At 55.5% G+C, this 25,953-nt stretch carries 27 protein-coding genes; 18 read left to right on the plus strand and 9 right to left on the minus strand.

Annotated elements, in window-relative coordinates:
- The first annotated feature begins 12 nt into the window (after positions 1 to 12).
- The 11 genes from soxA (at position 13) to BUC32_RS14575 (ending at position 10,936) form a co-directional block, all read left to right on the plus strand.
- The gene (soxA, locus tag BUC32_RS14525) at positions 13 to 867 is read left to right on the plus strand and encodes a sulfur oxidation c-type cytochrome SoxA (RefSeq protein ID WP_073254326.1); all 855 of its coding nucleotides are present in this window, start codon (positions 13 to 15) and stop codon (positions 865 to 867) included.
- 109 nt (positions 868 to 976) lie between these two features.
- Complete coding sequence (soxB, locus tag BUC32_RS14530; protein WP_073254329.1) at positions 977 to 2,674, plus strand: thiosulfohydrolase SoxB; 1,698 nt, start codon at positions 977 to 979, stop codon at positions 2,672 to 2,674.
- A gap of 110 nt (positions 2,675 to 2,784) precedes the next feature.
- Positions 2,785 to 4,062: a sulfite dehydrogenase gene (gene soxC, locus BUC32_RS14535; protein ID WP_139280741.1), complete on the plus strand. Its 1,278-nt coding sequence runs from the start codon at positions 2,785 to 2,787 to the stop codon at positions 4,060 to 4,062.
- On the plus strand, positions 4,046 to 5,092 hold the full coding sequence (locus BUC32_RS14540; protein ID WP_073254332.1) for a c-type cytochrome: 1,047 nt from the start codon (positions 4,046 to 4,048) through the stop codon (positions 5,090 to 5,092). The genes soxC and BUC32_RS14540 overlap by 17 nt, the downstream gene beginning before the upstream one ends.
- A 6-nt stretch (positions 5,093 to 5,098) precedes the next feature.
- Positions 5,099 to 5,809, plus strand: a complete 711-nt coding sequence (locus BUC32_RS14545; protein ID WP_073254335.1) for a c-type cytochrome — start codon at positions 5,099 to 5,101, stop codon at positions 5,807 to 5,809.
- 29 nt (positions 5,810 to 5,838) lie between these two features.
- Positions 5,839 to 7,101 (plus strand): NAD(P)/FAD-dependent oxidoreductase, encoded by a 1,263-nt coding sequence (locus BUC32_RS14550; protein ID WP_073254338.1) that lies wholly within the window; start codon positions 5,839 to 5,841, stop codon positions 7,099 to 7,101.
- 354 nt (positions 7,102 to 7,455) lie between these two features.
- Positions 7,456 to 8,088: an ATP-dependent Clp protease proteolytic subunit gene (locus BUC32_RS14555; protein WP_073254341.1), complete on the plus strand. Its 633-nt coding sequence runs from the start codon at positions 7,456 to 7,458 to the stop codon at positions 8,086 to 8,088.
- Between the two features lie 122 nt (positions 8,089 to 8,210).
- Entirely contained in the window at positions 8,211 to 9,473 is a 1,263-nt protein-coding gene (gene clpX / locus BUC32_RS14560; RefSeq protein ID WP_073254344.1) for an ATP-dependent Clp protease ATP-binding subunit ClpX, read from the plus strand.
- A 117-nt stretch (positions 9,474 to 9,590) separates the two neighbouring features.
- On the plus strand, positions 9,591 to 9,977 hold the full coding sequence (locus BUC32_RS14565; protein WP_073254481.1) for an NADH:ubiquinone oxidoreductase subunit NDUFA12: 387 nt from the start codon (positions 9,591 to 9,593) through the stop codon (positions 9,975 to 9,977).
- Positions 9,978 to 9,986: 9 nt separating this feature from the next.
- The gene (mlaD, locus tag BUC32_RS14570; RefSeq protein WP_073254347.1) at positions 9,987 to 10,436 is read left to right on the plus strand and encodes an outer membrane lipid asymmetry maintenance protein MlaD; all 450 of its coding nucleotides are present in this window, start codon (positions 9,987 to 9,989) and stop codon (positions 10,434 to 10,436) included.
- Positions 10,433 to 10,936 (plus strand): DUF2155 domain-containing protein, encoded by a 504-nt coding sequence (locus BUC32_RS14575; RefSeq protein ID WP_083599342.1) that lies wholly within the window; start codon positions 10,433 to 10,435, stop codon positions 10,934 to 10,936. The genes mlaD and BUC32_RS14575 overlap by 4 nt, the downstream gene beginning before the upstream one ends.
- Here the strand turns inward: BUC32_RS14575 and aat are convergent.
- The 7 genes from aat to topA all read right to left on the minus strand — a co-directional run bounded on the left by aat (position 10,867) and on the right by topA (position 18,288).
- Positions 10,867 to 11,538, minus strand: coding sequence for a leucyl/phenylalanyl-tRNA--protein transferase (aat, locus tag BUC32_RS14580; RefSeq protein ID WP_073254350.1), 672 nt, complete (start codon positions 11,536 to 11,538; stop codon positions 10,867 to 10,869). The genes BUC32_RS14575 and aat overlap by 70 nt on opposite strands.
- The gene (gene accC, locus BUC32_RS14585) at positions 11,538 to 12,890 is read right to left on the minus strand and encodes an acetyl-CoA carboxylase biotin carboxylase subunit (RefSeq protein WP_073254353.1); all 1,353 of its coding nucleotides are present in this window, start codon (positions 12,888 to 12,890) and stop codon (positions 11,538 to 11,540) included. The genes aat and accC overlap by 1 nt, the downstream gene beginning before the upstream one ends.
- Positions 12,891 to 12,899: 9 nt before the next feature.
- On the minus strand, positions 12,900 to 13,400 hold the full coding sequence (gene accB, locus BUC32_RS14590; protein WP_073254356.1) for an acetyl-CoA carboxylase biotin carboxyl carrier protein: 501 nt from the start codon (positions 13,398 to 13,400) through the stop codon (positions 12,900 to 12,902).
- A gap of 172 nt (positions 13,401 to 13,572) precedes the next feature.
- Positions 13,573 to 14,115 (minus strand): LuxR C-terminal-related transcriptional regulator, encoded by a 543-nt coding sequence (locus BUC32_RS14595; RefSeq protein WP_073254359.1) that lies wholly within the window; start codon positions 14,113 to 14,115, stop codon positions 13,573 to 13,575.
- A 127-nt stretch (positions 14,116 to 14,242) separates the two neighbouring features.
- The gene (locus BUC32_RS14600) at positions 14,243 to 14,872 is read right to left on the minus strand and encodes a CoA transferase subunit B (RefSeq protein WP_073254362.1); all 630 of its coding nucleotides are present in this window, start codon (positions 14,870 to 14,872) and stop codon (positions 14,243 to 14,245) included.
- The gene (locus tag BUC32_RS14605; protein WP_073254365.1) at positions 14,872 to 15,594 is read right to left on the minus strand and encodes a CoA transferase subunit A; all 723 of its coding nucleotides are present in this window, start codon (positions 15,592 to 15,594) and stop codon (positions 14,872 to 14,874) included. The genes BUC32_RS14600 and BUC32_RS14605 overlap by 1 nt, the downstream gene beginning before the upstream one ends.
- 138 nt (positions 15,595 to 15,732) lie before the next feature.
- Positions 15,733 to 18,288, minus strand: coding sequence for a type I DNA topoisomerase (gene topA, locus BUC32_RS14610; protein WP_073254368.1), 2,556 nt, complete (start codon positions 18,286 to 18,288; stop codon positions 15,733 to 15,735).
- Positions 18,289 to 18,427: 139 nt separating this feature from the next.
- Between topA and BUC32_RS14615 the strand changes: the two genes are divergently transcribed.
- A complete protein-coding gene (locus BUC32_RS14615; protein ID WP_073254371.1) occupies positions 18,428 to 18,865 on the plus strand; it encodes a hypothetical protein in 438 nt (145 codons plus the stop codon).
- 21 nt (positions 18,866 to 18,886) lie between these two features.
- On the opposite strand, the gene dprA is transcribed toward BUC32_RS14615, so the two are convergent.
- The gene (gene dprA, locus BUC32_RS14620) at positions 18,887 to 20,035 is read right to left on the minus strand and encodes a DNA-processing protein DprA (RefSeq protein WP_073254374.1); all 1,149 of its coding nucleotides are present in this window, start codon (positions 20,033 to 20,035) and stop codon (positions 18,887 to 18,889) included.
- A gap of 110 nt (positions 20,036 to 20,145) precedes the next feature.
- Entirely contained in the window at positions 20,146 to 21,567 is a 1,422-nt protein-coding gene (gene tldD, locus BUC32_RS14625) for a metalloprotease TldD (RefSeq protein ID WP_073254377.1), read from the minus strand.
- A 184-nt stretch (positions 21,568 to 21,751) separates the two neighbouring features.
- Between tldD and coxB the strand changes: the two genes are divergently transcribed.
- The 6 genes from coxB (at position 21,752) to BUC32_RS14650 (ending at position 25,953) form a co-directional block, all read left to right on the plus strand.
- Positions 21,752 to 22,606: a cytochrome c oxidase subunit II gene (coxB, locus tag BUC32_RS14630; RefSeq protein WP_073254379.1), complete on the plus strand. Its 855-nt coding sequence runs from the start codon at positions 21,752 to 21,754 to the stop codon at positions 22,604 to 22,606.
- A 50-nt stretch (positions 22,607 to 22,656) separates the two neighbouring features.
- Positions 22,657 to 23,595 carry a heme o synthase gene (gene cyoE, locus BUC32_RS14635; protein ID WP_073254382.1) on the plus strand — a complete coding sequence of 313 codons (939 nt, stop codon included), beginning with the start codon at positions 22,657 to 22,659 and terminating at the stop codon, positions 23,593 to 23,595.
- A 3-nt stretch (positions 23,596 to 23,598) separates the two neighbouring features.
- Positions 23,599 to 23,760 (plus strand): hypothetical protein, encoded by a 162-nt coding sequence (locus BUC32_RS20680; protein ID WP_175556945.1) that lies wholly within the window; start codon positions 23,599 to 23,601, stop codon positions 23,758 to 23,760.
- A complete protein-coding gene (locus tag BUC32_RS14640) occupies positions 23,760 to 24,335 on the plus strand; it encodes a cytochrome c oxidase assembly protein (protein WP_073254385.1) in 576 nt (191 codons plus the stop codon). The genes BUC32_RS20680 and BUC32_RS14640 overlap by 1 nt, the downstream gene beginning before the upstream one ends.
- Before the next feature lie 24 nt (positions 24,336 to 24,359).
- A complete protein-coding gene (locus BUC32_RS14645) occupies positions 24,360 to 25,163 on the plus strand; it encodes a cytochrome c oxidase subunit 3 (protein ID WP_073254388.1) in 804 nt (267 codons plus the stop codon).
- A gap of 100 nt (positions 25,164 to 25,263) precedes the next feature.
- Positions 25,264 to 25,953, plus strand: a complete 690-nt coding sequence (locus BUC32_RS14650) for an SURF1 family protein (protein ID WP_073254391.1) — start codon at positions 25,264 to 25,266, stop codon at positions 25,951 to 25,953.

The following is a 25,953-nucleotide window of genomic DNA, read 5'->3' on the forward strand; positions in this document are numbered from 1 at the left end:
GGAGGAAACGCGATGAAATTCAAGGCAATGACAGCAATTGCCGCTTTGGTCATTTCGACGCCGTTCATGGCATCAGCGGATGCAGACGACGATCAACTGGTTGTCAACGGCGAGATTGAAATGATCACCAAAGCCCCGGCACCTGCACATTTGGCCGACGCACTGGACGAGGTGATCTCGGGCTGGCACATGCGTTCGGACGAGACACAGGAAATGCAGGCCGACGACTTTGACAACCCGGCGATGATCTTTGTCGAACAGGCACAAGACGACTGGAACACCGTGATGGGCACCAAGGACAAGTCCTGCGCGTCCTGCCACGACAATGTCGAAGACAGCATGGCCGGCGTGCGCACAGTTTATCCAAAATGGAACGACGCCAAAGAAACCGTCTACACCATGGAAATGCAGATCAACGACTGCCTTACCGATGGGATGGGCGCCGACGCCTGGAAAAAGTCCGGCGCGAAAATGGCCCGTATGGAAGCGCTGATTTCTGTGCAATCGCGCGGCATGCCGATGAACGTGGCCATTGATGGCCCGGCAGAGGCAACGTGGGAGCAGGGCAAAGACCTGTATTACAGCCGCACCGGTCAGCTGGATCTGAGCTGTGCGTCTTGCCACGAAGAAAATTATGGCAACCGCATCCGTTCGGACCACCTTTCACAAGGGCACATCAACGGGTTCCCAGTGTACCGTCTGAAAAACTCCAAACTGACAACACCACACGGCCGTTTCAAAGGCTGCGTGCGCGACACCCGCGCCGAAACCTACAAACCGGGTTCGGCTGAGTTTATCGCTCTGGAACTCTATGTGGCCTCGCGTGGCAATGGCCTTTCGGTCGAAGCACCGTCCGTTCGCAACTAAACACCTTCAAACCCGCCCTGACCAAACGTCGGGGCGGGTTTTCTCGCTTAATACAAATTCACGTTCATGAATGTCATGAGCGCGAGACACTTAGAAAGGCGCTAAGCCCATGATTTCTCGTCGTGATTTTCTTCAGGTTTCTATGGCAGCATCGGCCATGGTGGGCGCGTCCGGTTTTGGCAACTGGTCCCGTTTGGCGGCAAAACAGTCCCTCACTCAGGACGATCTGCTGCAATTTGATACCTATGGCAATGTCTCGTTGATCCACATCACCGATATTCATGCGCAGCTAAAGCCGATCTATTTCCGCGAGCCCGAGATCAACCTTGGCGTCGGCGACGCCTTTGGCCATGTCCCGCATGTCACCGGTGCCGATTTTCGCAAGCTTTATGGTATCGCCGACGGCTCCCCCAGCGCCTATGCGCTGACCTACAATGATTTCACCGCAATGGCCCAGACCTATGGTCGGGTCGGCGGCATGGACCGTGTGTCCACCGTGATCAATTCGATCCGCGCCGATCGGCCTGATGCCCTGTTGCTGGATGGCGGCGACACGTGGCACGGCTCTTACACCTGTCACCACACTCAAGGGCAGGATGTTGTGAACGTCATGAACGCGCTGAAACCTGACGCGATGACCTTTCACTGGGAATTCACGCTCGGCTCTGACCGCGTGAACGAGATCGTCGAAGGATTGCCGTTCGCTGCCCTGGGCCAGAACATCTTTGACGCTGAATGGGACGAACCTGCCGAACTGTTCAAGCCTTACAAATTCTTTGAGCGTGGCGGCGTCAATATCGCCGTGATCGGTCAGGCCTTTCCCTATATGCCCATCGCCAACCCGCGCTGGATGTTCCCGGAATACTCCTTTGGTATCCGTGATGAGAACATGCAGGCCATGGTCGACGAAGTGCGCGGCATGGGCGCGGAACTGGTGGTGGTGCTGTCGCACAACGGCTTTGACGTCGATAAAAAGATGGCGGGCAAAGTCTCTGGCATTGACGTGATCCTGTCGGGGCACACCCACGACGCTCTGCCCGAACCGGTTCTGGTCGGTGACACCATCATTGTTGCCTCTGGTTCGAACGGCAAATTCATCAGCCGCGTTGATCTGGATGTGCGCGACGGCAAGATGATGGGCTTTCAGACCAAACTGATCCCGATCTTCTCGGATGTGATCGCGCCGGACCCTGTCATCACCAAGCTGATTGATGAGCAACGCGCGCCTTACATCAATGAACTGACCGAAGTCATCGGCCAGACAGATTCGCTTCTGTATCGTCGTGGCAACTTTAACGGCACATGGGACGACCTGATTTGTCAGGCCCTGATCGAAGAGCGCGAGGCCGACATTTCCATGTCACCCGGCGTGCGGTGGGGCCCATCGATCCTGCCCGGTCAGGACATCACCCGAGAAGACATCTGGAACGTCACCTCGATGAGCTACGGCGAGGCATACCGTACTGAAATGACGGGTGAATTCATCAAGGTGATCCTTGAAGATGTGGGCGATAACCTGTTCAACGTTGACCCCTATTACCAGCAAGGCGGCGACATGGTGCGTATCGGGGGCATGGGCTACAGCATTGATGTGTTCAAGCCCCAGGGCAGCCGGATCAGCGACATGACCCTCTTGAAAACCGGTGAGTCGATTGACCCGGCCAAGACCTATCAGGTTGCGGGCTGGGCGTCGGTCAACGAAGGCACCGAAGGCCCGATGATCTGGGATGTGGTCGAGGATCACATTCGCCGCAAAGGCACTGTGCATGTTGAACCTCATGAAAATGTAAAAGTCACAGGCGCCTAAGAAAATCCGGGCGCCTGAAAAGGCGCCCAACCGCGACCGTTTGACGGGTTATTTTGGCCCGTCAAATTCACTAAGATGAATTTATAAATGTATTGAGGAGCCAGTGTCGGATGACAATGAACTTCAAAGGCAAACCTTCACGCCGCGCGTTCCTGAAAGGGGCCGTTGCAGCAGGGGGCACCATGGCCAGCGCCAGCGTGGCCACCGCAGCGGGCGATCCGCTGATTACCGAAATGCAGGACTGGGCCAGTGGTCTGGGCGATGGTGTTGATGAGACGCCATATGGCCTGCCGATCAGCTATGAATCGGATGTGGTGCGCCGCAATGTGGAATGGCTGACGGCCGACACGATCTCTTCGATCAATTTCACGCCTATTCACGCGCTGGATGGCACCATCACGCCTCAGGGCTGCGCGTTTGAACGCCACCACTCGGGTGCGATTGACATGAAGAAGGGCGATTACCGGTTGATGATCAACGGGTTGGTCGACACGCCGCTGGTCTTTACTTACGAAGACCTTGAGCGTTTTCCACGTGAGAACCGCGTCTATTTCTGCGAATGCGCGGCGAACACTGGTATGGAATGGGCCGGTGCCCAGCTGAACGGTGCACAATTCACCCATGGCATGATCCACAATATGGAGTATTCCGGCATCCCCCTGCGGACCTTGCTGGAAGAGGCTGGTCTGGACGCTGCGGGCGATCTCAAAGACAAATGGGTTTATGTTGAAGGCGCTGATGCGTCGTCAAACGGCCGCTCAATCCCGATGGAAAAAGCGTTGGACGATGTGCTCGTGGCGTTCAAAGCCAACGGCGAGGCATTGCGTAAAGAGCACGGGTATCCAGTGCGCCTCGTCGTGCCCGGTTGGGAAGGCAACATGTGGATCAAGTGGCTGCGCCGCATTGAAGTCACGGACCAAGCCGTTGAAAGCCGCGAAGAAACCTCAAAATACACCGATACGCTGGAAGACGGCACCAGCCGCAAATGGACATGGGTGATGGATGCCAAATCCATCGTCACGTCGCCCAGCCCGCAAGCCCCGATCAAACACGGCCATGGCCCCTTGGTCATCACCGGCCTTGCATGGTCCGGTCGCGGTGCGATCACAGGTGTGGATGTCTCAGTCGATGGTGGCAAAAACTGGCAACCCGCGCGCCTTGGCGCGCCCGGTGTCGATAAGGCGCTGACGCGCTTTTACCTCGACTACAACTGGCAGGGCGAAGAGATGTTCTTGCAGGCCCGTGCCAAAGACTCCACCGGATACGTGCAGCCGACCAAGACCGAGCTGCGCGAAACCCGCGGTGAAAACTCCATCTATCACAACAACTGTATCCAGACCTGGTGGGTCAAATCGGACGGGGAGGCTGAAAATGTCGAAGTTTCTTAAGCTGGTCGCAGGCACAACGCTTGCCACGTCCCTGATTGCCGCCCCTGTCTGGGCCGAAAAATTCGGGTTAGGCCGCGCCGCTTTGCCCGAAGAAATCGCGGCCTGGGACAAGGACGTTGCACCCGATGGCACGGGTCTGCCTGCGGGCTCTGGGGACGTTCTGACCGGTGAAGAAGTGTTCGCCGACAACTGTGCAATCTGCCATGGCGATTTCGCAGAAGGTGTTGATAACTGGCCCAAACTGGCCGGTGGTGACGGCACGCTGGCGGACAAGGACCCGCTGAAAACCGTGGGCTCTTACTGGCCATATCTGTCGACCACATGGGACTATGTGAACCGCTCCATGCCCTTTGGTTCGGCCCAAACCATGTCGACCGATGATGTCTATGCCATCGTTGCCTACATCCTTTATTCGAACGATCTCGTGGACGAAGACTTTGTCCTTTCAGACGAAAACTTCCTCGACGTGGAAATGCCCAACGCGGGCGGCTTCATCATTGATGACCGTGAAACGTCCGAGGCGCATTTCTGGAAGCCCGAGCCTTGCATGAAAAACTGCAAAGACACGGTCGAGATCACCATGCGCGCAGCCGTCCTGGACGTGACCCCGGACGAGGGTGGTACCCAAGAAGCCACCACCCCAGCCGAGGAGGCGGCTGCCGCTCCTACACCCGCCGAAGAAGCCCCTGTTGCAGAGGCGGCGCTTGATCCAGAAGCGGTCAAAAAAGGCGAGAAGGTCTTTAAAAAGTGCAAGGCCTGCCATCAGGTGGGCGACACAGCCAAAAACAAGACCGGCCCAACTTTGAATGGCATCGTGGGAGCTTCGGTGGGCGCGCGTGATGGGTTTAAGTATTCTAAGCCTATGAAAGCGCTTGCAGACTCTGGCGCTGTATGGAGCGAAGAAGAACTGGCCGCCTTCCTTGCCAAGCCCAAGAAATATCTCAAAGGCACCAAAATGTCCTTTGTGGGCCTCAAGAAAGAAACAGATATCGTGGCTGTGACAACCTACCTGAAAAGCTTTCAGGAGTAAGCAGGCATGCGCACCGCAGCATGGGTCATATCACTTTGGGCGGTCCTCTCGGGGGCCGCCGTTTGTGAAGAAACGGCCGCCGCTATTGGCGACGCTGAGCGTGGGCAGAAGATGTTCAAACGCTGCCAGTCCTGTCATGAACTTGGCGAAGGGGCAGAACACAAGGTCGGCCCGCATCTGAATGGCATTTTCTTTCGTCCAGCGGCCACATTCAGCGACTACAAATATTCCAAAGGTATGTTCGCCGCACGTGAGGGCGGTCTGGTCTGGGACATTGACGGCCTTTCCCGTTTCCTTGAGGCCCCGAAAAAGACCGTTCCACACACCAAGATGAGCTTTAAGGGCATGCCCAAAGAGCAGGATCGCAATGACCTTCTGGCCTATTTGCGTGTCTTCTCGGACAATCCCCAAAACATTCCCGAGGCCGCACCCACCGCCCGCAAGGTCGAGGTTGTGTTGTCGCCCGAAATTCTGGCGATTGTGGGCGATCCGGAATATGGTGAGTACCTCGCAGCGGAATGTACCACCTGTCATCAGGCAGACGGGGGTAATGACGGCATCCCAACGATCACGCATTGGCCGACCGAATCCTTCGTGATCGCCATGCATGCCTACAAAGAAAAACAACGACCGCATCCTGTGATGCAGATGATGGCGGGCCGGCTTTCGGATGAAGAGATTGCTGCCCTTGCCGCCTATTTTGAGATTTTGGAGTAAACGCGCATTTGATCCGGGGAGGATAAGATATGACTTTGAACAGACGTAACTTTATTGGGGCAGGGGTTGTGACGGCTGCCAGCCTTGCGGCACCGATGGTGCTTGGCGCAGGCAAGCCCCGCGTCGTTGTGATCGGCGGTGGCCCCGGTGGCGCCACAGCCGCGAAATACATCGCCAAAGGGTCTAAGGGCGCGATTGATGTCACCTTGGTGGAACCATCCCGCACCTATTACACCTGTTTCTTTTCCAACCTCTACATCGGTGGTTTCCGCACCTTGTCCAGCATCGCGCACAGCTATGGAACGCTGGCGTCGAAATACGGCGTCAACGTCGTGCATGACTGGGCCGTGGGCATCGACCGCGACGCCAAAACCGTGACTTTGGCCGGGGGTGCCGCGTTGTCTTATGATCGTTTGGTGTTGTCTCCGGGGATCGATTTTGTCGATGGCTCTGTGCCCGGCTGGGATCTGACCAAGCAAAACAAAATGCCCCACGCCTATAAGGCCGGATCGCAAACCGAATTGCTCAAGGCCCAGATCGAAGCCATGCCCCAAGGCGGCACCTTTGCCATGGTCGCCCCCCCCAACCCGTACCGCTGCCCACCCGGGCCTTACGAGCGGATTTCGATGGTGGCGCATGTTCTGAAGGAAAAGAATCCGACCGCCAAAATTATCGTCGCTGACCCCAAGCCCAAATTTTCCAAAATGGGCCTGTTTCAGGAAGGCTGGGCCGATCACTATGAAGGTATGATTGACTGGATCGGGTCCGACTTTGGCGGAGACAACGTCGAAGTGAACGCCGATGAAATGACCGTCAGCATCGACGGCGAAGTCACCAAGGTGGATGCCTGCAATGTCATTCCGGGCATGAAAGCCGGACGTATCTGCGAGATGGCCGGTGTGACTGAAGGCAATTGGGCACCGGTAAACGGCCATACGATGCAAAGCCGCATAGATGAAAACATCCACATTCTGGGCGATTCCGCGGCGCAAGGTGACATGCCGAAATCGGGGTTCGCGGCCAACTCGCAAGCCAAGGTCGCCGCCATGGCCATTCGCGGAGCGCTGACCGGTTCCAAAGTGTTCCCGGCCAAATTCTCGAACACCTGCTGGTCGCTAATCGATACCGACAATGGTGTCAAAGTTGGCGCGACCTACGAGGCCACCGACGAAAAGATTGCCAAGATTGACGGCTTCATTTCACAAACCGGCGAAGACGCGGATCTGCGAAAGGCCACGTTCGAAGAATCCGTTGGCTGGTACGCGGGCATCACCTCGGACATGTTCACCTGATCTTATCGAAAGTATTTCGCGGGCCATCCTTGGGTGGCCCGTTTTTTGTTCAAGTGATTTTTCGGTGTACAGGCACCGTTCCAATGGCGTCCCGCCGGGCTATTTGAAATTGTACAAAACGGTTATTTTGGCCCTGAGTTTTGTACAAAACGGTCAAAACGCCGGAATTCTCGCATGTTGAGCGGATTTCACTCAGAGGGGTTTGGCCGTAAAAGAGGCATGAACAAGGACACAAGTTCACCTAATGTTAATCTTATTTTCGCTAGCTGCCCTTGCAGCCCCCAAACGCCAACACTAAGACTCGTTCTGTAGGCTTTGGCCACGTGGACGGACGCGAACAACAGGCAGGCGGATATGAACGACCCAATCGACACATATATGAATACACTCGTGCCCATGGTGGTGGAACAGACCAGCCGTGGTGAGCGCGCTTACGATATTTTTTCGCGTCTTTTGAAAGAGCGGATTATTTTCCTCAGTGGTCCGGTGCACGACGGCATGTCGAGCCTGATCGTGGCGCAGTTGTTGCACCTTGAGGCCGAAAATCCGGCGAAAGAGATTTCGATGTATATCAATTCACCCGGTGGTGTGGTGACATCCGGCCTCTCGATCTATGACACAATGCAGTACATCAAACCCAAGGTCTCAACGCTTGTGATTGGTCAGGCGGCCTCGATGGGCTCGCTATTGCTGACTGCTGGTGAGCAGGGCATGCGTTTTTCGCTACCGAACTCTCGCGTAATGGTGCACCAACCTTCTGGTGGCTATCAGGGGCAGGCGACGGACATCATGATCCACGCGCAGGAAACCCAAAAGCTGAAAACCCGCCTGAACGAGATTTACGTGCGCCACACCGGCCAAAAACTGAAAGCTGTCGAAGCTGCGCTTGAGCGCGACAATTTCATGTCGCCAGAAGAGGCCAAAGAATGGGGCCTTATTGACGAAATCGTCGAAAGCCGCGCCAAAGGCGACGACGAAGAAACCTGATATTGAAGCGCCCTGATGTGACCGCATCAGGGCACTTTCCACATTGTACTCGGATTGTGGCTGGCCTAAGCTGCCCGGGACGCGACGGCGCAGACCAATAATGGGAGCCCGAAAGGACTGACATGGCAAGCAATTCCGGGGATAGCAAAAACACTCTGTACTGCAGTTTTTGCGGCAAGAGTCAGCATGAAGTGCGCAAACTGATTGCTGGACCGACAGTATTCATCTGTGATGAATGTGTCGAGCTTTGCATGGATATCATCCGTGAAGAGACAAAAGCGAGCGGCCTCAAAGCGTCCGAGGGCGTGCCAACTCCGATGGATATCTGCACTGTTCTGGACGACTATGTCATTGGTCAGGCGATGGCGAAACGGGTTCTGTCCGTGGCTGTGCACAACCATTACAAACGCCTAAATCATGCGCAAAAATCCGGCGATATTGAGCTGGCGAAATCCAACATTATGCTGATCGGCCCGACAGGGTGCGGTAAAACGCTGCTCGCCCAGACGCTGGCGCGAATTCTGGATGTGCCTTTCACAATGGCCGATGCCACCACACTGACCGAAGCCGGTTATGTTGGCGAAGACGTTGAGAACATTATCCTGAAACTGCTACAGTCGTCGGAATACAATGTTGAACGCGCCCAGCGCGGCATTGTTTACATTGACGAAGTCGACAAGATCACCCGCAAATCCGAAAACCCGTCGATCACGCGTGACGTGTCGGGGGAGGGCGTTCAGCAGGCCTTGCTGAAACTGATGGAAGGCACGGTTGCATCTGTGCCACCGCAAGGTGGGCGCAAGCATCCGCAGCAGGAGTTCCTGCAGGTCGACACCACCAACATTCTGTTCATCTGCGGCGGGGCCTTTGCCGGTCTTGACCGGATCATTGCTCAGCGCGGCAAAGGCTCGGCGATGGGCTTTGGGGCAGATGTGCGTGGCGATGATGAACGCGGCGTGGGCGAGATTTTTCAGGATCTGGAACCAGAGGATCTTTTGAAATTCGGTTTGATCCCGGAATTTGTTGGCCGTTTGCCCGTTCTGGCAACGCTGGAAGATCTGGACGAAGACGCGCTGGTGACCATTCTGACCGAGCCCAAGAACGCTTTGGTCAAACAGTATCAACGCCTGTTCGAATTGGAAGATGCACAGCTGACCTTTACGGATGATGCCCTGAGCGCAATCGCCAAACGTGCGATTGAACGCAAAACGGGTGCGCGTGGTTTGCGGTCGATTCTGGAAGAAATATTGCTCGATACAATGTTTGAACTTCCCGGCATGGACAGCGTGACCGAGGTGGTGGTCAACGAAGAGGCCGTTGTCTCTGATGCTCAGCCACTGATGATCCACGCAGATGCAGAAAAAGAACCTGCCAACGTGGGTTAGGCGGAAAATAACCAAATCAACAGGGGTGGGCAATTTGTCCGCCCTTTTTCGTAGTCTGCCATACTGGACCTTTGTCCACGAATGGGGCATACGGGGTATGAATTTGCGGAGGCATCCATGGGTATTCTGAGCTCGATCAACAGCGTTTTCACCTGGTGGCATGGCGCCACTTTGAACACCAAGCTTTTCACTCGTCGCAAGGGTGTGAAAGTTGGCGAGGACGCGCAGGGCAACAGCTATTATCGCACCAAAGATGACAGCAAACGCTGGGTGATCTTTGCAGGCGACGTCGAAGCAACACGCGTCAACCCCGATTGGCACGGCTGGCTGCACCGCACCTATGACGAAACACCAGACGACAAGCCTCTGGTCCACAAGGATTGGGAAAAACCACATCAGGAGAACCTGAGTGGCACCGCGATGGCCTATGCGCCGGCAGGCTCGATTCGTAAAGCCGCAGCGCCCGCCGCCCGCAGCGATTACGAAGCCTGGGTGCCGGAATAAGACTGGACCATGTCGGCTGTTCGCACTGAAATCACCGTTGGGGCGGGCGTTGTAGCGGTTGCTATTGGCTTTCTGGTTTATGCTGGGCAAGTCAGCGGCTTTTCATCTTCGACCACAGGGTATCCGTTGACCGCGTCGTTCCGCTCGCTTGAGGGCGTTTCTGTGGGCACTGATGTGCGGCTGGCCGGGGTCAAGATTGGTTCTGTAACAAATGTCACGCTCAATCCTCAGACTTTTCGTGCGGACACTGAGTTTTCGGTTTTGAACGGTATCGAACTGCCGGATGACAGCGCGATTGTGATCTCTTCCGAAGGTCTTCTTGGCGGTAATTTCGTGGAAATCCTGCCGGGTGGGTCACCGTTCAATCTTGAATCTGGCGCTGAAATTGAAGACACCCAAGGGGCCGTCAGCCTGATCGGCCTGTTGATGAAATTTGTGTCTGGCGGAGACGGCGAATGATCCGCGCCGCAATTTGCTTGATGTGTGCCGCCGGAATGGCTGCTGCACAAAGTGAGATTACGGTCGAAACACTCGATTTTGATTCCGGCCCGCAAATCATCGTTGTTCCGCAACAACCCGAAGTGTTTTCGCTGCAGCGCGATCTTGGTGTTGTGACGTCTGAGGTTGCGACGCCAGCGATCAAAGGCGATGGCGCGATGCTGCGTGGCCTCGACAAGTTGAACGGTCAGGTCGTCGATATAGAGCTGGAGAACGGCTACAGCGTGACCTTTGGTGACTTGCGTGTTGATCTGGCTGAATGCCGATATCCGGAAGATAACGCAGCAGGAGAAGGCTATGCTTTTCTGACCATCTATGATGGGCAAGAGGCTGTTGATCCGTTGTTTCAGGGATGGATGGTGGCTTCATCCCCGGCGCTGAGCGCATTGGATCACGCGCGATTTGATATTTGGGTGCTGCGCTGCAAAGCGACGCCTTCGGCGGAAACTGCGTCTGAGTAAGTCAACGTAGCGGTGCCTTTTTGCGCCTCTTTCAGCAAGGTGTGATACTCTTCCCGGCTGATTTCAACCGCTCCCAGCGTTGCCAAATGCGGTGTGATGAATTGTGCGTCGAACAGCGTAAAGCCATTCAAATTCAACAATTCCATCAGCCATGCCAGTGCAATTTTCGACGCATTGGGGGTGCGAGAGAACATACTTTCCCCAAAAAATGCAGTACCCAACGTCACCCCATACACACCGCCAACCAGTTTTGAATCTTGCCAGATTTCTATGGAATGTGCCCGTCGTTGGGCGTGTAACACACTGTAAAGGCACCTGATTGTTCCGTTTATCCAGGTGTCCGTACGGTCAGCGCAGCCGTCTACCACCCCTTCAAAATCATGATCGACGGTGATGTTGTAGGCTTGGGCACGGATCGCCTTGGCCAGAGACCGCGACACGTGAAACCCGGCGAGCGGAAAAATGCCCCTCCGGTGTGGATCAACCCAAAAAATCTCGGGATCATCGCGGTGTTCAGACATGGGGAATATCCCCATGGAATAGGCGCGCATCAACAGGTCGGGGGTAATCTCGTCCTGCCAGGGATGCGCGCCATGAGCCATCAGCCCTCGGCCAGATTGGTTTCCAGCCAGTGTTCCAACCAGTGGATGTTATAGTTGCCGGTATGAATATCATCCTCGGCCAGAAGGGCGTGGAACAAAGGCACAGTGGTGTCCACACCATCCACAATCAACTCACCCAAAGCCCGGTTCAAACGCGCCAGCGCTTCAGGTCTGTCGCGGCCATGCACGATCAGTTTGCCAATCAACGAGTCATAGAAAGGTGGGATAGTATACCCGTCATAGAGGGCAGAATCCATCCGAACCCCCAAGCCACCGGGTGCGTGATACTGAGATATCCGACCTGGGCAGGGCGTGAAGTTCGGCAAGCGTTCAGCGTTGATACGGACCTCAATAGAGTGGCCATTAATCTCCAGATCATCTTGCGTGAACGACATGGGCATGCCTTCGGCCACCCGGATTTGTTCACGAACCAGATCGACGCCAAAAATGGCTTCGGTCACCGGGTGTTCCACCTGAAGGCGGGTGTTCATTTCGATGAAATAGAACTCACCTTTTTCGTAAAGGAACTCGATCGTGCCCGCACCAATATAGTTGATGTTGGCGCAGGCATCTGCACAGACTTTGCCGATGGCTGCCCGCTCTTCGGGCGAAATCGCCGGACCGGGCGCTTCTTCGAACACCTTCTGGTGGCGGCGTTGCAAAGAACAATCACGCTCACCAAGATGAACGGCGTTGCCTTTGCCATCTCCAAAAACCTGAATTTCGATATGGCGCGGTGTTGTCAGGTATTTTTCGATGTAGACTTCGTCGTTGCCAAAGTTCGATTTGCCCTCGGCACGGGCGGTTTGAAAAGCGCTTTTCATCTCTTCGGCGCTACCCGCAACTTTCATGCCTTTACCACCGCCGCCAGCTGTGGCTTTGATGATGACCGGATAACCGAATTCTTCACCAATCTTCAAAGCGGATTCCAGATCAGGCACGCCGCCATCGCTGCCGGGAACACAAGGCACGCCAAGCGCCTTCATCGTGTCTTTGGCGGTGATCTTGTCGCCCATGACTCGGATGTGTTCGGCTGTAGGGCCAATAAACGTCAGATCGTGGTCTTCAATGATCTGCACGAAATTCGCGTTTTCCGACAAAAAGCCATAGCCTGGATGGATCGCTTGCGCGCCGGTGATTTCGCAGGCCGCGATCAAAGCGGCCATGTTGAGATAGCTTTCCGTACCGGGTGGTGGCCCGATACACACCGCTTCGTCCGCCATGCGCACATGCATAGCGTCGGCATCGGCGGTCGAATGTACTGCAACCGACTTGATGCCCATTTCGCGGCATGCACGGATCACGCGCAGAGCGATTTCTCCGCGGTTTGCGATTAGGATTTTATCAAACATATCAGCCCCTTATTCGATGATGACCAAGGGTGCGCCATATTCCACAGTGTCGCCGTCTCCAACCAGAACCCGCTTCACAGTGCCGGATTTAGGAGCCGGAATGTGGTTCATGGTTTTCATGGCCTCAACGATCAGGATTGTGTCGCCTTCGGACACCTGAGTGCCAACGCTTACGAATGCGGGCGCGCCAGGTTCAGCCTGCATGTAGACAGTGCCAACCATCGGAGACGTGACCGCGCCGGGGTGGCTGGCGGGATCATCTTCACTGGTTGAAGCTGCAGGTGCTGCGGCAGCCGTAGGGGCAGGAGCAGCAGGAGCGGCAGCGACAGGGGCAGCCGCTGGGGCCATGACAGTTGTTGCGATCTGGTGTTGGCGGCTGACGCGTACGTTCAAGCTATCGTCGGATCCGTACTCGCGCATGACTTCCAATTCGGTCAGGTCATTTTCCCGCAGAAGTTCAGCCAAGGCCTGAATGAAGGCAACGTCGTTGTCGTGGTTCTTTTTGCTCATGTTTCTCTGTCCTCTTCAGCGCTTCGCCGCGCAATGTGAGTCTATTTTGGTTTCCCTTGCGTCGGGTTATATGGCATCCCAGCGTCCGTGAAAAGCGCACTTGCATTCTGACTATCTGGGGATGATCACGCAGATTTCGAGGGCAAAGCGCCTAGAATGGTGAACAACATGTCTAAAGCGGCATGCCAGATAGTTTCGCCACCAACTCAGCCAGCTTTCGCGCGCCGAATTTACGTAAAAGCCGGGCGCGGTATTCTTCCACGGTTCTGTAGGATAATTTTAACTCCAGACCGATTTCTTTGCTGGTCATCCCACGGCAGGTTAGAATCGCAACTTCGCGTTCTCGTTGCGTGAGCTCGACGATGGGGCGATCTTCGGAAAGGTCTGCAAAACTCCAGACACTTTTCTGAAAAGGGTCTTTCGGCGTCGTCGACTGGCCGCGGGTCCGGCACCAAAACAAAGACCCATCGCGGCGGCGCATCACACGTTCATCGTTGTAACGTCCGGTCTTTTGGATCGCGGTGTAAACTTTGACGCCGATGGTGCGAAAATCCTTTTCTGACGCATAAAAATCCGCCAAAGACCGCTCTTCACAATCTGCAGGGTCAGCTCGAAACATCGCCCCAAATGCCTGATTACAACGCACAATGGTGCGGTTTTCCAGAACAGCCAGCCCGATCGGCGCGTGTTCGAATGCGATTGCGTCCAGTTCCATGGTTCTAGATGTGCACAATGCAGAACAAAGGCCAACCCCTGAGATCCGAATTGCAGGTGATCGCACCTGTTAGAAAATGAAAAAGCCCGGCGCGTTGGCCGGGCAATCTCGTTTGAACGGGCAGGTCTTAGTTGACCAAAGTTGCCTCGGTCGCAGCGCGGAACTCTTCCTCGCTCACGCCATCGGCCAATTCGACCAACTTCAAGCCACCTTCAACCACGTCCATCACGCCAAGGTTGGTGATGATGCGATCAACAACGCCTCTGCCTGTCAGCGGCAAGGTGCATTCTTTCAACACTTTGGAAACACCGTGTTTGTTGGCGTGATCCATCACCACAACAACGCGGCCAACACCAGCCACCAGATCCATCGCGCCGCCCATGCCCTTGACCAGCTTGCCGGGGATCATCCAGTTGGCGAGATCGCCGTTTTCGGCCACTTCCATCGCGCCAAGGATCGCCATGGCAATCTTACCACCACGGATCATGGCGAAAGATTGTGCGCTGTCAAAATAGGCGGTTTGCGGCAGTTCAGTGATGGTTTGCTTGCCTGCGTTGATCAGGTCTGCATCCTCTTCTCCCTCATAAGGGAAGGGGCCCATGCCGAGCATGCCGTTCTCGGATTGCAGTGTGACTTCAACACCTTCCGGGATGTAGTTTGACACCAGTGTCGGAATGCCGATGCCAAGATTCACATACCAGCCGTCTTGCAGTTCCTGTGCCGCGCGTGCGGCCATTTGGTTACGATCCCAAGCCATTACGAAGTCTCCTTCTGACGAACGGTGCGCTGTTCGATGCGCTTTTCGTGATCGCCCTTGATGATGCGGTTCACATAGATGCCGGGCAGGTGGATTGAGTCCGGGTCAAGCGATCCGGTCGGCACAATCTCTTCCACTTCGACAACGCAGATTTTGCCGCAAGTGGCTGCTGGAGCGTTAAAGTTACGCGCGGTTTTGCGGAACACGAGGTTGCCGGTCTCATCGGCTTTCCATGCCTTAACAATGGCCAGATCGGCAAAGATGCCTTCTTCCATGATGTAGTCTTCCATGGCGCCGTCTTGGCCAGTCGGAAACTGTTTTTCAAACTTTCCGTCAGCAATCACTGTGCCCACGCCAGTCTTGGTGAAAAAGCCCGGAATACCAGCACCACCGGCGCGCATGCGCTCGGCCAATGTGCCTTGGGGATTGAACTCAAGCTCAAGCTCGCCGGACAAATACTGACGCATAAACTCGGCGTTTTCGCCCACGTAGGACGAAATCATTTTGCTGACCTGTTTGGTCTGCAACAGGATGCCGATGCCAAAATCATCGACGCCTGCGTTGTTTGACGCAAAGGTCAGGTTTTTGACGCCCGATTGTTTGATCGCTTCGAGAAGCAGTTCAGGGATGCCGCACAGACCGAACCCGCCAGAGGCGATGAACATGTCGTCTGTCAGCAGCCCGTCGAGTGCCTCAGTGGCATTCGCATAGACTTTTTTCATGGAATTCTCCCTTCAATTCGGAATTGAAGCCGTTTTGACGGGGCACCCTGTCAGAGTCAATCTTTGTGGGCGATGCGCGTATTACTACGGGTGATGATACGTAGTAAAAAGCCCCGCCAAGTTGGCAGGGCCATTATCTTATTTCTTGGCGGCTGTTTTCTTCGCGGGCGCCTTTTTCTTGGCGGGTGCTTTGCGTTTGGCAGGCTTTTTCTTTGCTGCCTTTTCCGAAATCCACTGTACGGCCTGTTCCATGGTCACGTCTTTGGCTTCGACCTCTTTAGGAATAGTAGCGTTTACCTTTTCCCATTTTACATATGCGCCGTAACGCCCATCCATGACGTTGACGGGACCACCACTCTCTGGATGTTCCCCAAGCTCTTTCAGAGGTTTGACCGCGGCACCACCGCCGCGACGACCGGGATTGGCCCGTTTTTCCGCCAAAATTTCCACTGCCCGGTTCATGCCAATTTCAAAGACATCGTTGGGATCTTTGACGTTGGCATAGACGGGTTTTGCGTCATCCGGCAGCTTGTGCATCACATAGGGACCAAAGCGTCCAAAGTTCGACGTGATCATGCCGCCTTCCGGATGTTCGCCAATTTCTCGGGGCAGGCTAAGAAGCGTGAGGGCCTTTTCAAGGTCCATGTCTTCTTTGTTCCAACCGCGTGGCAAGGAAGCGCGCCGGGGCTTCTTGTTTTCGGGGGTTGGCTCGCCGCGTTGAACATAGGGCCCAAATCGACCGGCCTTCAGCCAAATCTCGTCGTCTCCGTCTTCACCAAGTACCCGTTCGTCACCGTCGGCACCTTCGCCTGCAATCGGCCGTGTATAGGTGCATTCAGGATAGTTTCCGCAACCGACAAAACCACCAGTCCGCGAAGATTTTAGGTGCAACTGGCCCTGTCCGCATTTTGGGCAAACGCGAGGGTCAGAACCGTCTTCCTTGGGCGGATAAAGTTGCGACGCGAGAGCGTTATCCAACACATCCAGAACTTCCGAAATCCGAAGCTCCGAAGTTTCCGCAATAGCCGCCGAGAAGTCTTTCCAGAAGCGGCTTAGTACGTTTTTGTAATTACGTTCACCGGCGGACACATCATCCAGTTCTTCTTCGAGGTTGGCTGTGAACTCATAGCCCACATATTGGCAGAAGAAGTTCAGCAAAAAGATCGTAACAATCCGGCCTTTGTCTTCGGGGAAGAGGCGGTTTTTGTCCTTGCGAACATATTCACGATCCTGGATCGTGGTGATCACGCTGGCATAGGTTGATGGGCGACCAATGCCCAGTTCTTCCATACGCTTAACCAGCGTGGCCTCGGTATAGCGGGGCGGAGGTTGGGTGAAGTGCTGCTCAGGTGACACGGTTCGTTTGTCAGCCTTTTCGCCTTCCATGATTTGCGGCAGACGTTTGTCATCGTCATCCACCACGTCATCGCGGCCTTCTTCATAGACCCGCAGAAATCCGTCAAACAAAACAACCTGACCTGTGGCGCGCAGACCTACCTGACCATCGTCACTGGCAATATCGACCGAGGTTCTCTCAAGCCGTGCGCCTTCCATTTGACAGGCGATAGTGCGCTTCCAGATCAGATCATACAGCTTACGCTGATCCGGCTCCGAGATTTTGATGTCTTCGGCGCTGCGCATCATGTCTGTGGGGCGGATACATTCGTGGGCTTCCTGCGCGTTCTTGGCCTTGTTTTTATAGATGCGCGGGCTGGATGGAACATATTCGGCACCATAGCGGCTGGCGATGGCGTCGCGGGTTGCGGTCACGGCTTCGGGGGCCATGTCGATGCCGTCGGTTCGCATATATGTAATGTATCCGGCCTCATACAGGCGTTGCGCTGTGCTCATGCATTGGCGCGCGCCCAAGCCAAATTTACGACTGGCTTCCTGTTGTAGGGTTGAGGTCATGAACGGTGCTGATGGGTTGCGGCTTGCCGGTTTGGCTTCGACCTTGGCAATGCTCAGATCGCGCGATGAGATTGCCTGAACCGCCAGCTCGGCTGCTGTGCTGTTTTCAAGGCTGTATTTGTCGAGCTTATCGCCACCCAGAACGGTCAGGCGGGCTTCATATTCCTTGCCGCGGGGCGTGGCCAAAACTGCCTTTACGCTCCAGTATTCGCGCGCGTTGAACGCCTCGATCTCCATCTCGCGTTCCACGATCAGGCGCAGGCACACGGATTGCACACGACCCGCAGACCGGGCACCGGGCAATTTGCGCCATAATACCGGTGAAAGGTTAAAGCCAACAAGATAATCCAGCGCACGGCGGGCAAGATAGGCGTCGACCAGCGGCTGATCCACCTGACGTGGGTTTTGCATCGCTTCTGTCACGGCAGCCTTGGTGATTGCATTGAACACCACGCGGCTGACCGGGGTATCCTTTTTAATCGCCCGACGTTTGCGAAGCGCCTCTTCAAGGTGCCAGCTGATCGCTTCACCTTCGCGGTCCGGGTCAGTCGCAAGAATGAGGTTGTTGTCTTCTTTCAGGGCGTCGGCGATGGCTTTGACGTGCTTGCGAGAATCAACGCCAATCTCCCAGGTCATGTCGAAATCCTGATCTGTGTCGACGCTGCCGTTCTTGGCTGGCAGGTCACGCACGTGGCCGTATGACGCCAAGACAGTATAGTCGGACCCCAAGTATTTATTGATGGTTTTGGCTTTTGCCGGGGACTCGACGACAACTACAGGCATAAAATTTCCTCTCGACTCGGGGCGCCGTTATGGCGGCGAAAACTGTGCGGCGGAAGGGGGTAATGTCAATGCAGGGAAAAAATTCATGTGGTAAAATTGACGCGGATTGTATTCGCACCACGGGTTTTAAGGTGAATTTATGAAACGAATTTTGCTTATGCTCTGTCTTGTCGCAAGCGGTCTGTCTGCTGAAACCTGGACTGAGCCTGCGGTCGGATCACAGGCACGAAGGGACATGTTGGATGCAATGCGGCCACATGCGGAATGGCTGTTGGGCGCACCGGTTCAGTTTGTCGTCGAGGATCTGCGCCAGGCAAACGGGCTGGGGTATGGGTATCTGCGTGCGCAACGCCCCGGGGGGCGCCAAATTGATGTGTTGTCCACTCCGGGATATCTGCGCGGCGACATTGATATCGAACTGGGCGACTCGACTGACATCCACGCTTTGTTCCAGCGGTCTGGTGGAACATGGGTAGCACTGCAATGGACGATGGGTCCATCGGATGTCTGGCACCATTGGGATGAATACTGTCGCGTGTTTGATGTGGTGATCAGGGACCTGTGTCAGGCCAATTAAAGATATTGGTGTGGATTGAAATCAAACCTTTGACAGCAAACCTCCGGCTTGGCGGGTGATCTGGCCATCCAGTTCCAGATCGACAAGAACCGGCGCGACATGTCGGGCAGGGGCTTGCAGGTCGCGTATCAGTTGATCTTCGGCCACCGGGGCAGGTCCGAGCCTGTCGAGAATTTGCATGTGCAGGGCAGAGGTCTCTCGCAGGCTGCGAGGATTGTCCGTGACCGCAGCCTCAAACGGAAGCGGTTGTTCGTCGCTGACCTGAGGATTGGGACGTGCTTCGCCAATGGCTTCAATCACATCGCCCGCCGTGCGCACCAATGTCGCGCCATCGCGGATCAACATATTGCAGCCAGAAGCGCGGGCATCAAACGGATGTCCCGGGACTGCCAGAACTTCGCGCCCTTGGTCCAGGGCTTCGCGCGCAGTGATCAGGCTTCCGGAACGCACCGCGGCTTCAACCACGATAACCGCCCGGGTCAGACCAGAAATGATCCGATTTCGCGCTGGGAAATGACGGGCCTGCGGAGTGACGCCCATGGGTTGTTCGGACAGGCTCAGACCGTGCGTGTTCAACTTTTCCGAAAGGGGCAGGTTTTCGGCCGGGTAGATCACATCCACCCCTCCTGCCAGAACCGCAATTGTGCCGGTTTTCAACGCAGCATGATGGGCCGCCGTATCGATGCCACGCGCCATGCCTGAGACAATTGTATATCCCATTTCACCCAGTTCGCGGCAAAGGGCGCGGGTCATCCGGGTACCCAGTGATGACGCATTGCGAGCCCCAACAACGGCCACAAGAGGTGTTTCAAGAAGGGACGTGTCGCCTTTGACCCAAAGCAAGGGAGGGGCGTTGGGAATATGTGCCAGCAAAGTCGGATATTCGGCGTCATTCAAAGCGACCAATCGAGCCCCTGACGCCGCCCCGGCTGCCAATTCGGCATCGATGCGTGCGGGATCACAGGTTTTGTAATGAGTTTCACCGGCTTCGCTTGCGATTTCGGGCAGGGCAATCAGGGCCGCCTCGGCCGAGCCGTGTTCTGCCAGCAATCGGTGAAAGGTCGCGATACCAACGCGACGGGAACGCAAGAGGCGAAGCCACGAAAACCGTTGTTCTTCCGTGGTGGGTGGGAGTTGGGGGTGAGTGGAAGAAATTTGGGGTCCGGTCATCCGTTGCTCCGCCTGCTTGCAGAATCACATCTACCGCGTTGGTGGTTAACAGCGCGTAAACCATAGCTTTCTTTTTGCTGAGAACCTTACGCCGAGACCTCGCTTTTTTGTTACGTCGCCGAGCCGCCCACCGTGAGACCATCCATCAAAACTGTTGGCTGGCCGACACCCACGGGCACCCATTGCCCCGCCTTGCCGCAATTGCCCATGCCGGGATCCAGCGCCATATCATTGCCAAGACCCAGAATCTTAGTCATTGCGCTGGCGCCATCGCCGATCAATGTCGCCCCTGTCACCGGCGCGCCGATTTTGCCGTCTTGTACGCGGTAGGCTTCGGTACAGGAGAACACAAATTTGCCGTTGGTGATGTCGACTTGGCCACCGCCAAATCCCACCGCATAGATACCGTCCTTGAGCGATCCAACTAAATCCATAGGATTGGCATTGCCGCCTTCCATATAAGTGTTGGTCATACGTGGCATTGGTGGATGCGCAAAGCTTTCCCGCCGACCATTGCCCGTGGGGGCAACGCCCATCAACCGGGCGTTTTGGCGGTCCTGCATATAGCCGACAAGAATGCCGTCTTCGATCAGAACATTGCGGGCCGACGGCGTGCCTTCGTCATCGACGCTGATCGATCCACGACGATCTGGAATCGTGCCATCATCAATAACGGTCACGCCGGGTGCAGCGACCCTTTCACCGATACGACCCGAGAATTTTGAACTGCCCTTGCGATTGAAATCACCTTCCAGCCCGTGGCCAACCGCTTCGTGCAGTAAAATACCCGGCCAGCCAGGGCCTAGCACCACTTGCATGGGGCCTGCAGGGGCGGGGATGGCTTCGAGATTGACCAAAGCAATACGCAGCGCCTCGCGGGTTTTTGCCTGCCAGTCGATAGGATCGATCAGACCATCAAGACCCAACCGTCCGCCGCCGCCTGCACCGCCGCTTTCGCGTCGACCGTCTTTTTCGACTATGACCGAGACATTGACCCGGGTCATCGGGCGGGTATCAGTGACCTGCTGGCCGTCCGGGCGCAGAATAACCACCTCTTGGTGGGATGCCGCCAGTGTCGCTGACACCTGCACCACGCGCGGATCGAGATCGCGGGCAAAGGCGTCGATCTCGCGCAGCGTTTCGATTTTCACCGGCAAGGTTGCCCCAATGATGGGGTCATCGTCCGTATAGAGCTTTCGGTTGGTTGGGGTGGGGCCCAGGGCCAGTGTGCCGCCACCTTCTCCGACTGCAAGTCGCGCTGTTTCCACGGCGCGCGACAATGCGGCTTCGGAAATCTCGGAAGAATGCGCATAACCCGAGACCTCTCCACGCACCGCCCTTAGACCAAATCCTTCCGAAGCATCGTAAGAGGCCGTTTTGAGACGGCCGTCATCGAACACCAATGCCTCAGACCGGCGGCGTTCCAGGAACAATTCACCATCATCCGCGCCATTTGTGGCCGCCTGCAGGTGGCGCTGGGCCGCATCAAGGCCAATAACTGACTCAAAAGGGCTAAATTTGATCTGCGTCATATGGATTTTCCCTTCGGAATTTGATCTAAGTCAAAAAAAGCGTCCGTTTGACGCGGGCTGCCTTCTTTATTTGGCTGATAGAATATGGTTTCTAACAGCGATACAACAGCAGGATTCCACCTTAGGGGGTGGTTTTTTGCAAAGAGATAACAATGAACAACACCGCAACCGATCAGGGTGAACTATGCGAATTCTAACGAAAATCCTGGGCTTTCTTGCTGCTTTCACTGCTTTTCCTGCCTTCGCGCAGGAGGTTGAAACCGTGGGTAAGCCCGTCGATGGATTGATGGGCTGGCAGCCTGCCGCGACCGAACTGGCGCGTGACCTGCAGTCGCTGGACTATATGATTCTCGTCATCATCACGGCAATTGTGCTGTTTGTCTGCGCACTGCTGCTTTACATCATCGTGCGTTTCAACAAGCGCGCCAATCCGACACCTGCAACATTTACGCACCACACCCCGATCGAGATTGTCTGGACCATCGGTCCGATCCTGATCCTTGTGTTTATCGGCGCGTTCAGCCTTCCGGTCCTGTTCAAGCAACAGGAAATCCCCGAAGCCGACATCACCATCAAAGTGACCGGCTATCAGTGGTACTGGGGCTATGAATATGTCGACCACGGGTTTGAGTTCGACAGCTTCCTGCTAGCCAAAGAAGACTTGGTGGAAAATGGCTATAACGAAGACGAATATCTTCTGGCCACAGACACTCAGGTTGTTGTGCCAATCGGCAAGACCATCGTCATGCAGGTCACCGGCGCTGATGTGATCCACGCGTGGACCATCCCGGCCTTTGGTGTGAAGCAAGACGCTGTGCCAGGTCGTCTGGCAGAGCTTTGGTTCAAAGCCGAGCGTGAAGGCATCTATTTTGGTCAGTGTTCCGAGCTTTGCGGCAAGGATCACGCCTATATGCCGATCACGGTCAAGGTTGTCTCTGAGGCCGCTTACGAAGAGTGGCTGAAGGGTGCGATTGAAGAGTACGCAGGTGACATGTCGACCATTCCGGCCGGCGTGCATCTGGCTTCGGTCAACCAATAACAGCTTAAGGGCAGGGGCGCGATTGGCGCGCCCGGCCTATGGGGACATCTATGAGCGACGCAAGCATCAACACATCTGTCCAGCCGCAGGAAGCAGGCTTTGGTGACTATTTCGCACTGCTCAAGCCGCGCGTGATGTCTCTTGTTGTGTTTACGGCGATGGTCGGCCTGTTGGCCGCCCCGGTTGCCGTGCATCCGATGGTGGCCTTTGCGTCGATCCTGTTCATCGCCGTGGGTGGGGGTGCTTCGGGTGCGCTGAACATGTGGTGGGATGCGGATATCGACGCGGTGATGAAACGCACCCAGTCGCGGCCCATCCCGGCAGGTAAAGTCACCCGTGACGAAGCCTTTGCCATTGGCATCACTTTGTCGGTCTTTGCCTGTGTCATGCTCGCACTCGCGGCCAATATCTTTGCCGGTGCCTTGCTGGCCTTTACGATCTTTTTCTATGTGGTGATCTACACCATGTGGCTGAAACGCTGGACCCCGCAGAATATCGTGATTGGTGGGGCTGCAGGCGCTTTCCCCCCGATGATCGGCTGGGCCGTGGCTACGGGCGGCGTGTCGGTTGAAAGCGTTCTGATGTTTACGCTGACATTCATGTGGACCCCGCCTCATTTCTGGGCGCTGTGTCTGTTTATGAAGTCTGACTACAAAGACGCGGGCGTGCCGATGCTGCACGTCACCAACGGACGTCGTTCCACACGGAACCATATTCTTGTCTACACAGTGCTTTTGGCGATTGTCGCCGTGGGCATGGCCTTTACCGGCGTCGGTGGTCCGATCTATTTGGCGGTTGCCCTGATCCTTAACGGTCTGTTCATCGCCGGCGCAATCTCGATCTGGTGTCGCAACGAAGACGTGTCCGAGGCGGATGGCTACAAACGCGAAAAGTCGTTCTTTGGCCTGTCGCTTCTGTATCTCTTCCTGCATTTTGGTGCGATCCTGGTCGAAGCCACATTGGCCCCTTATGGTCTGGGAGGCTGGTAGGTCATGAGCTTTCGCGAAGATCACGAACTTCATAAACGCCGTCTGGGTCGCAATGTCGGTCTGGCACTGGTGTTGGCGGGCTTTATTGCAATCGTGTTTGGTCTGACCGTGGTCAAGGTCACACGCGGCGATTATGAGCCCGAGAACGCAAGGATCCAGAACTGATGGCAATGGATCGGCAAAGAAAGACGGTGCTTCAGCTGGTGAGCGTGGTTGTGACCATGGGCGCTTTGGCTTGGGCCTCGGTGCCGTTCTATGACTGGTTCTGCCGCGTCACTGGATTTGGCGGTGCCACAAGCGTGGCCGAAGCCGGATCAGACGTGATCCTCGAAAAAACCATCAACATCCGTTTTGACGCCAGCAAAGAGCGTGACTTCCCATGGGAGTTCAAGCCGCTGCAGCGCAAGATGGAAATCCGTATCGGCGAAACCGGGCTGGCCTTTTACGAGGCGTATAATCCCACAGATCGCCCAATTGCGGGTTCTGCCAGCTACAATGTCTCCCCCTATGAGGCGGGTGGCTTTTTCACCAAAATCGACTGCTTCTGCTTTGAAGAGCAGGTGTTGCAACCCGGTGAGCGGATTACAATGCCGGTGTCCTTCTATGTAGACCCCGAAATCGTGACGGACCGGGATGGCAAGTATGTGCATAGCATCACCCTGTCTTACACGTTCCACGAAATAGATCTGCCCGAGGAAACAGCTTCCTTGAAGCAGGCAAATGAAACCGAAGTTAACTAAAAGCCTTCCAACGAGGGAATAAAAATGGCGCACGCTAAAAATCACGACTATCACATTCTGCCGCCGTCGCTGTGGCCTCTTTTGGGCGCGGTTGGCGCGTTCATCATGCTGTTCGGCGCGGTGCTTTGGATGAAGGATGTGACACCGTACATGTTCTTTATTGGCCTCGTTATGGTCCTTTACGTTATGTACGGCTGGTGGGCCGAAGTTGTTGCCGAAGGCAATGGCGGTGTCGACCACACACCCGTTGTCCAGATCGGTTTGCGCTACGGCGTTGTACTGTTCATCATGTCCGAAGTGATGTTCTTTTCGGCCTGGTTCTGGAGCTTCTTCAAACACGCCATGTATCCGATGGGACCCGAAAGCCCGGCGGTTGATGGTGTTTGGCCTCCTGTTGGCATTGAAACCTTTGATGCCTGGCACTTGCCACTGATCAACACGCTGATCCTGTTGTGTTCTGGTATGGCGGCCACTTGGGCGCACCACGCGATTGCCCATGAAAACAACCGCTCGGACATGAAGTGGGGCCTGATTATCGCTGTGGCTCTGGGTGTATTGTTCACAGGCTTTCAGGCTTATGAGTACAGCCACGCGGCCTTTGGCTTCTCGGGTAACATCTATGGCGCCAACTTCTTTATGGCGACAGGCTTTCACGGTTTCCACGTGATCATCGGCACGATCTTCCTGCTGGTTTGCCTGCTGCGTTTGCAAGCGGGTCATTTCACACCTGAAAAACATGTCGGGTTCGAGGCTGCTGCCTGGTACTGGCACTTTGTGGATGTGGTCTGGCTGTTCCTGTTTGCTGCCGTCTACATCTGGGGTGGCTAAGCCTGCTGTAGGTTTGCGGTTGAAAAATCGCGATCAAAGCGCATAAAGCAAGTCGCGGGTGGCCACGCCATCCGCGACTTTCCTTTTGAAAGAGAGCCCCTTGTCCCGCCTTATTGTTCCCCTGATCTTTGGCATCGTTGGCACCGCGATCCTCGTGTCGTTGGGCAACTGGCAGGTCCGGCGCATGGCCGAAAAAGAGGCGTTCCTGGCCGCAATTGATGCGCGGATCGGAGACGTTCCCGTGGCGGTCCCGATCGATCCAAACCCCAAGGTTGATCGCTTTCTTGCTGCTACCGCCACCGGTACATTCACTGCGGATGAGCTGCACTTTCTTGTCAGTGTGAAAAAGGTCGGTGCAGGTTATCGGATCGTATCTGTGTTTGAGACTGAAGGCGGCCGACGTATCATGGTTGATCGCGGGTTTGTTTCGATACCCGACAAAAATGCTCCGCGCTTTATCGGTCCGGCCACGGTCAGCGGAAACCTGCACTGGCCGGACGAGCGCGACAGCTATACGCCGGAAAATGACGTGGCCGGGAACATCTGGTTTGCGCGCGAAGTCCCAATCATGGCAAAGGCTCTTGGCACAGAACCGATTCTTCTGATTGCCCGCGAAGTTTCGGAAAATGACCCGCGTGTGACGCCGCTACCGCTCGACAGCTCCGGAATTCCCAACGGTCACCTTGAATATGTGGTCACATGGTACGGTCTGGCGATTGTATGGGTGGCCATGACCCTTTATTACCTGCGCCAGAAATCCAACCGAATGCGCAAAACCAAAAAGGCCTGA

Source organism: Shimia gijangensis, assembly GCF_900142085.1.
Lineage (GTDB): Bacteria > Pseudomonadota > Alphaproteobacteria > Rhodobacterales > Rhodobacteraceae > Shimia > Shimia gijangensis.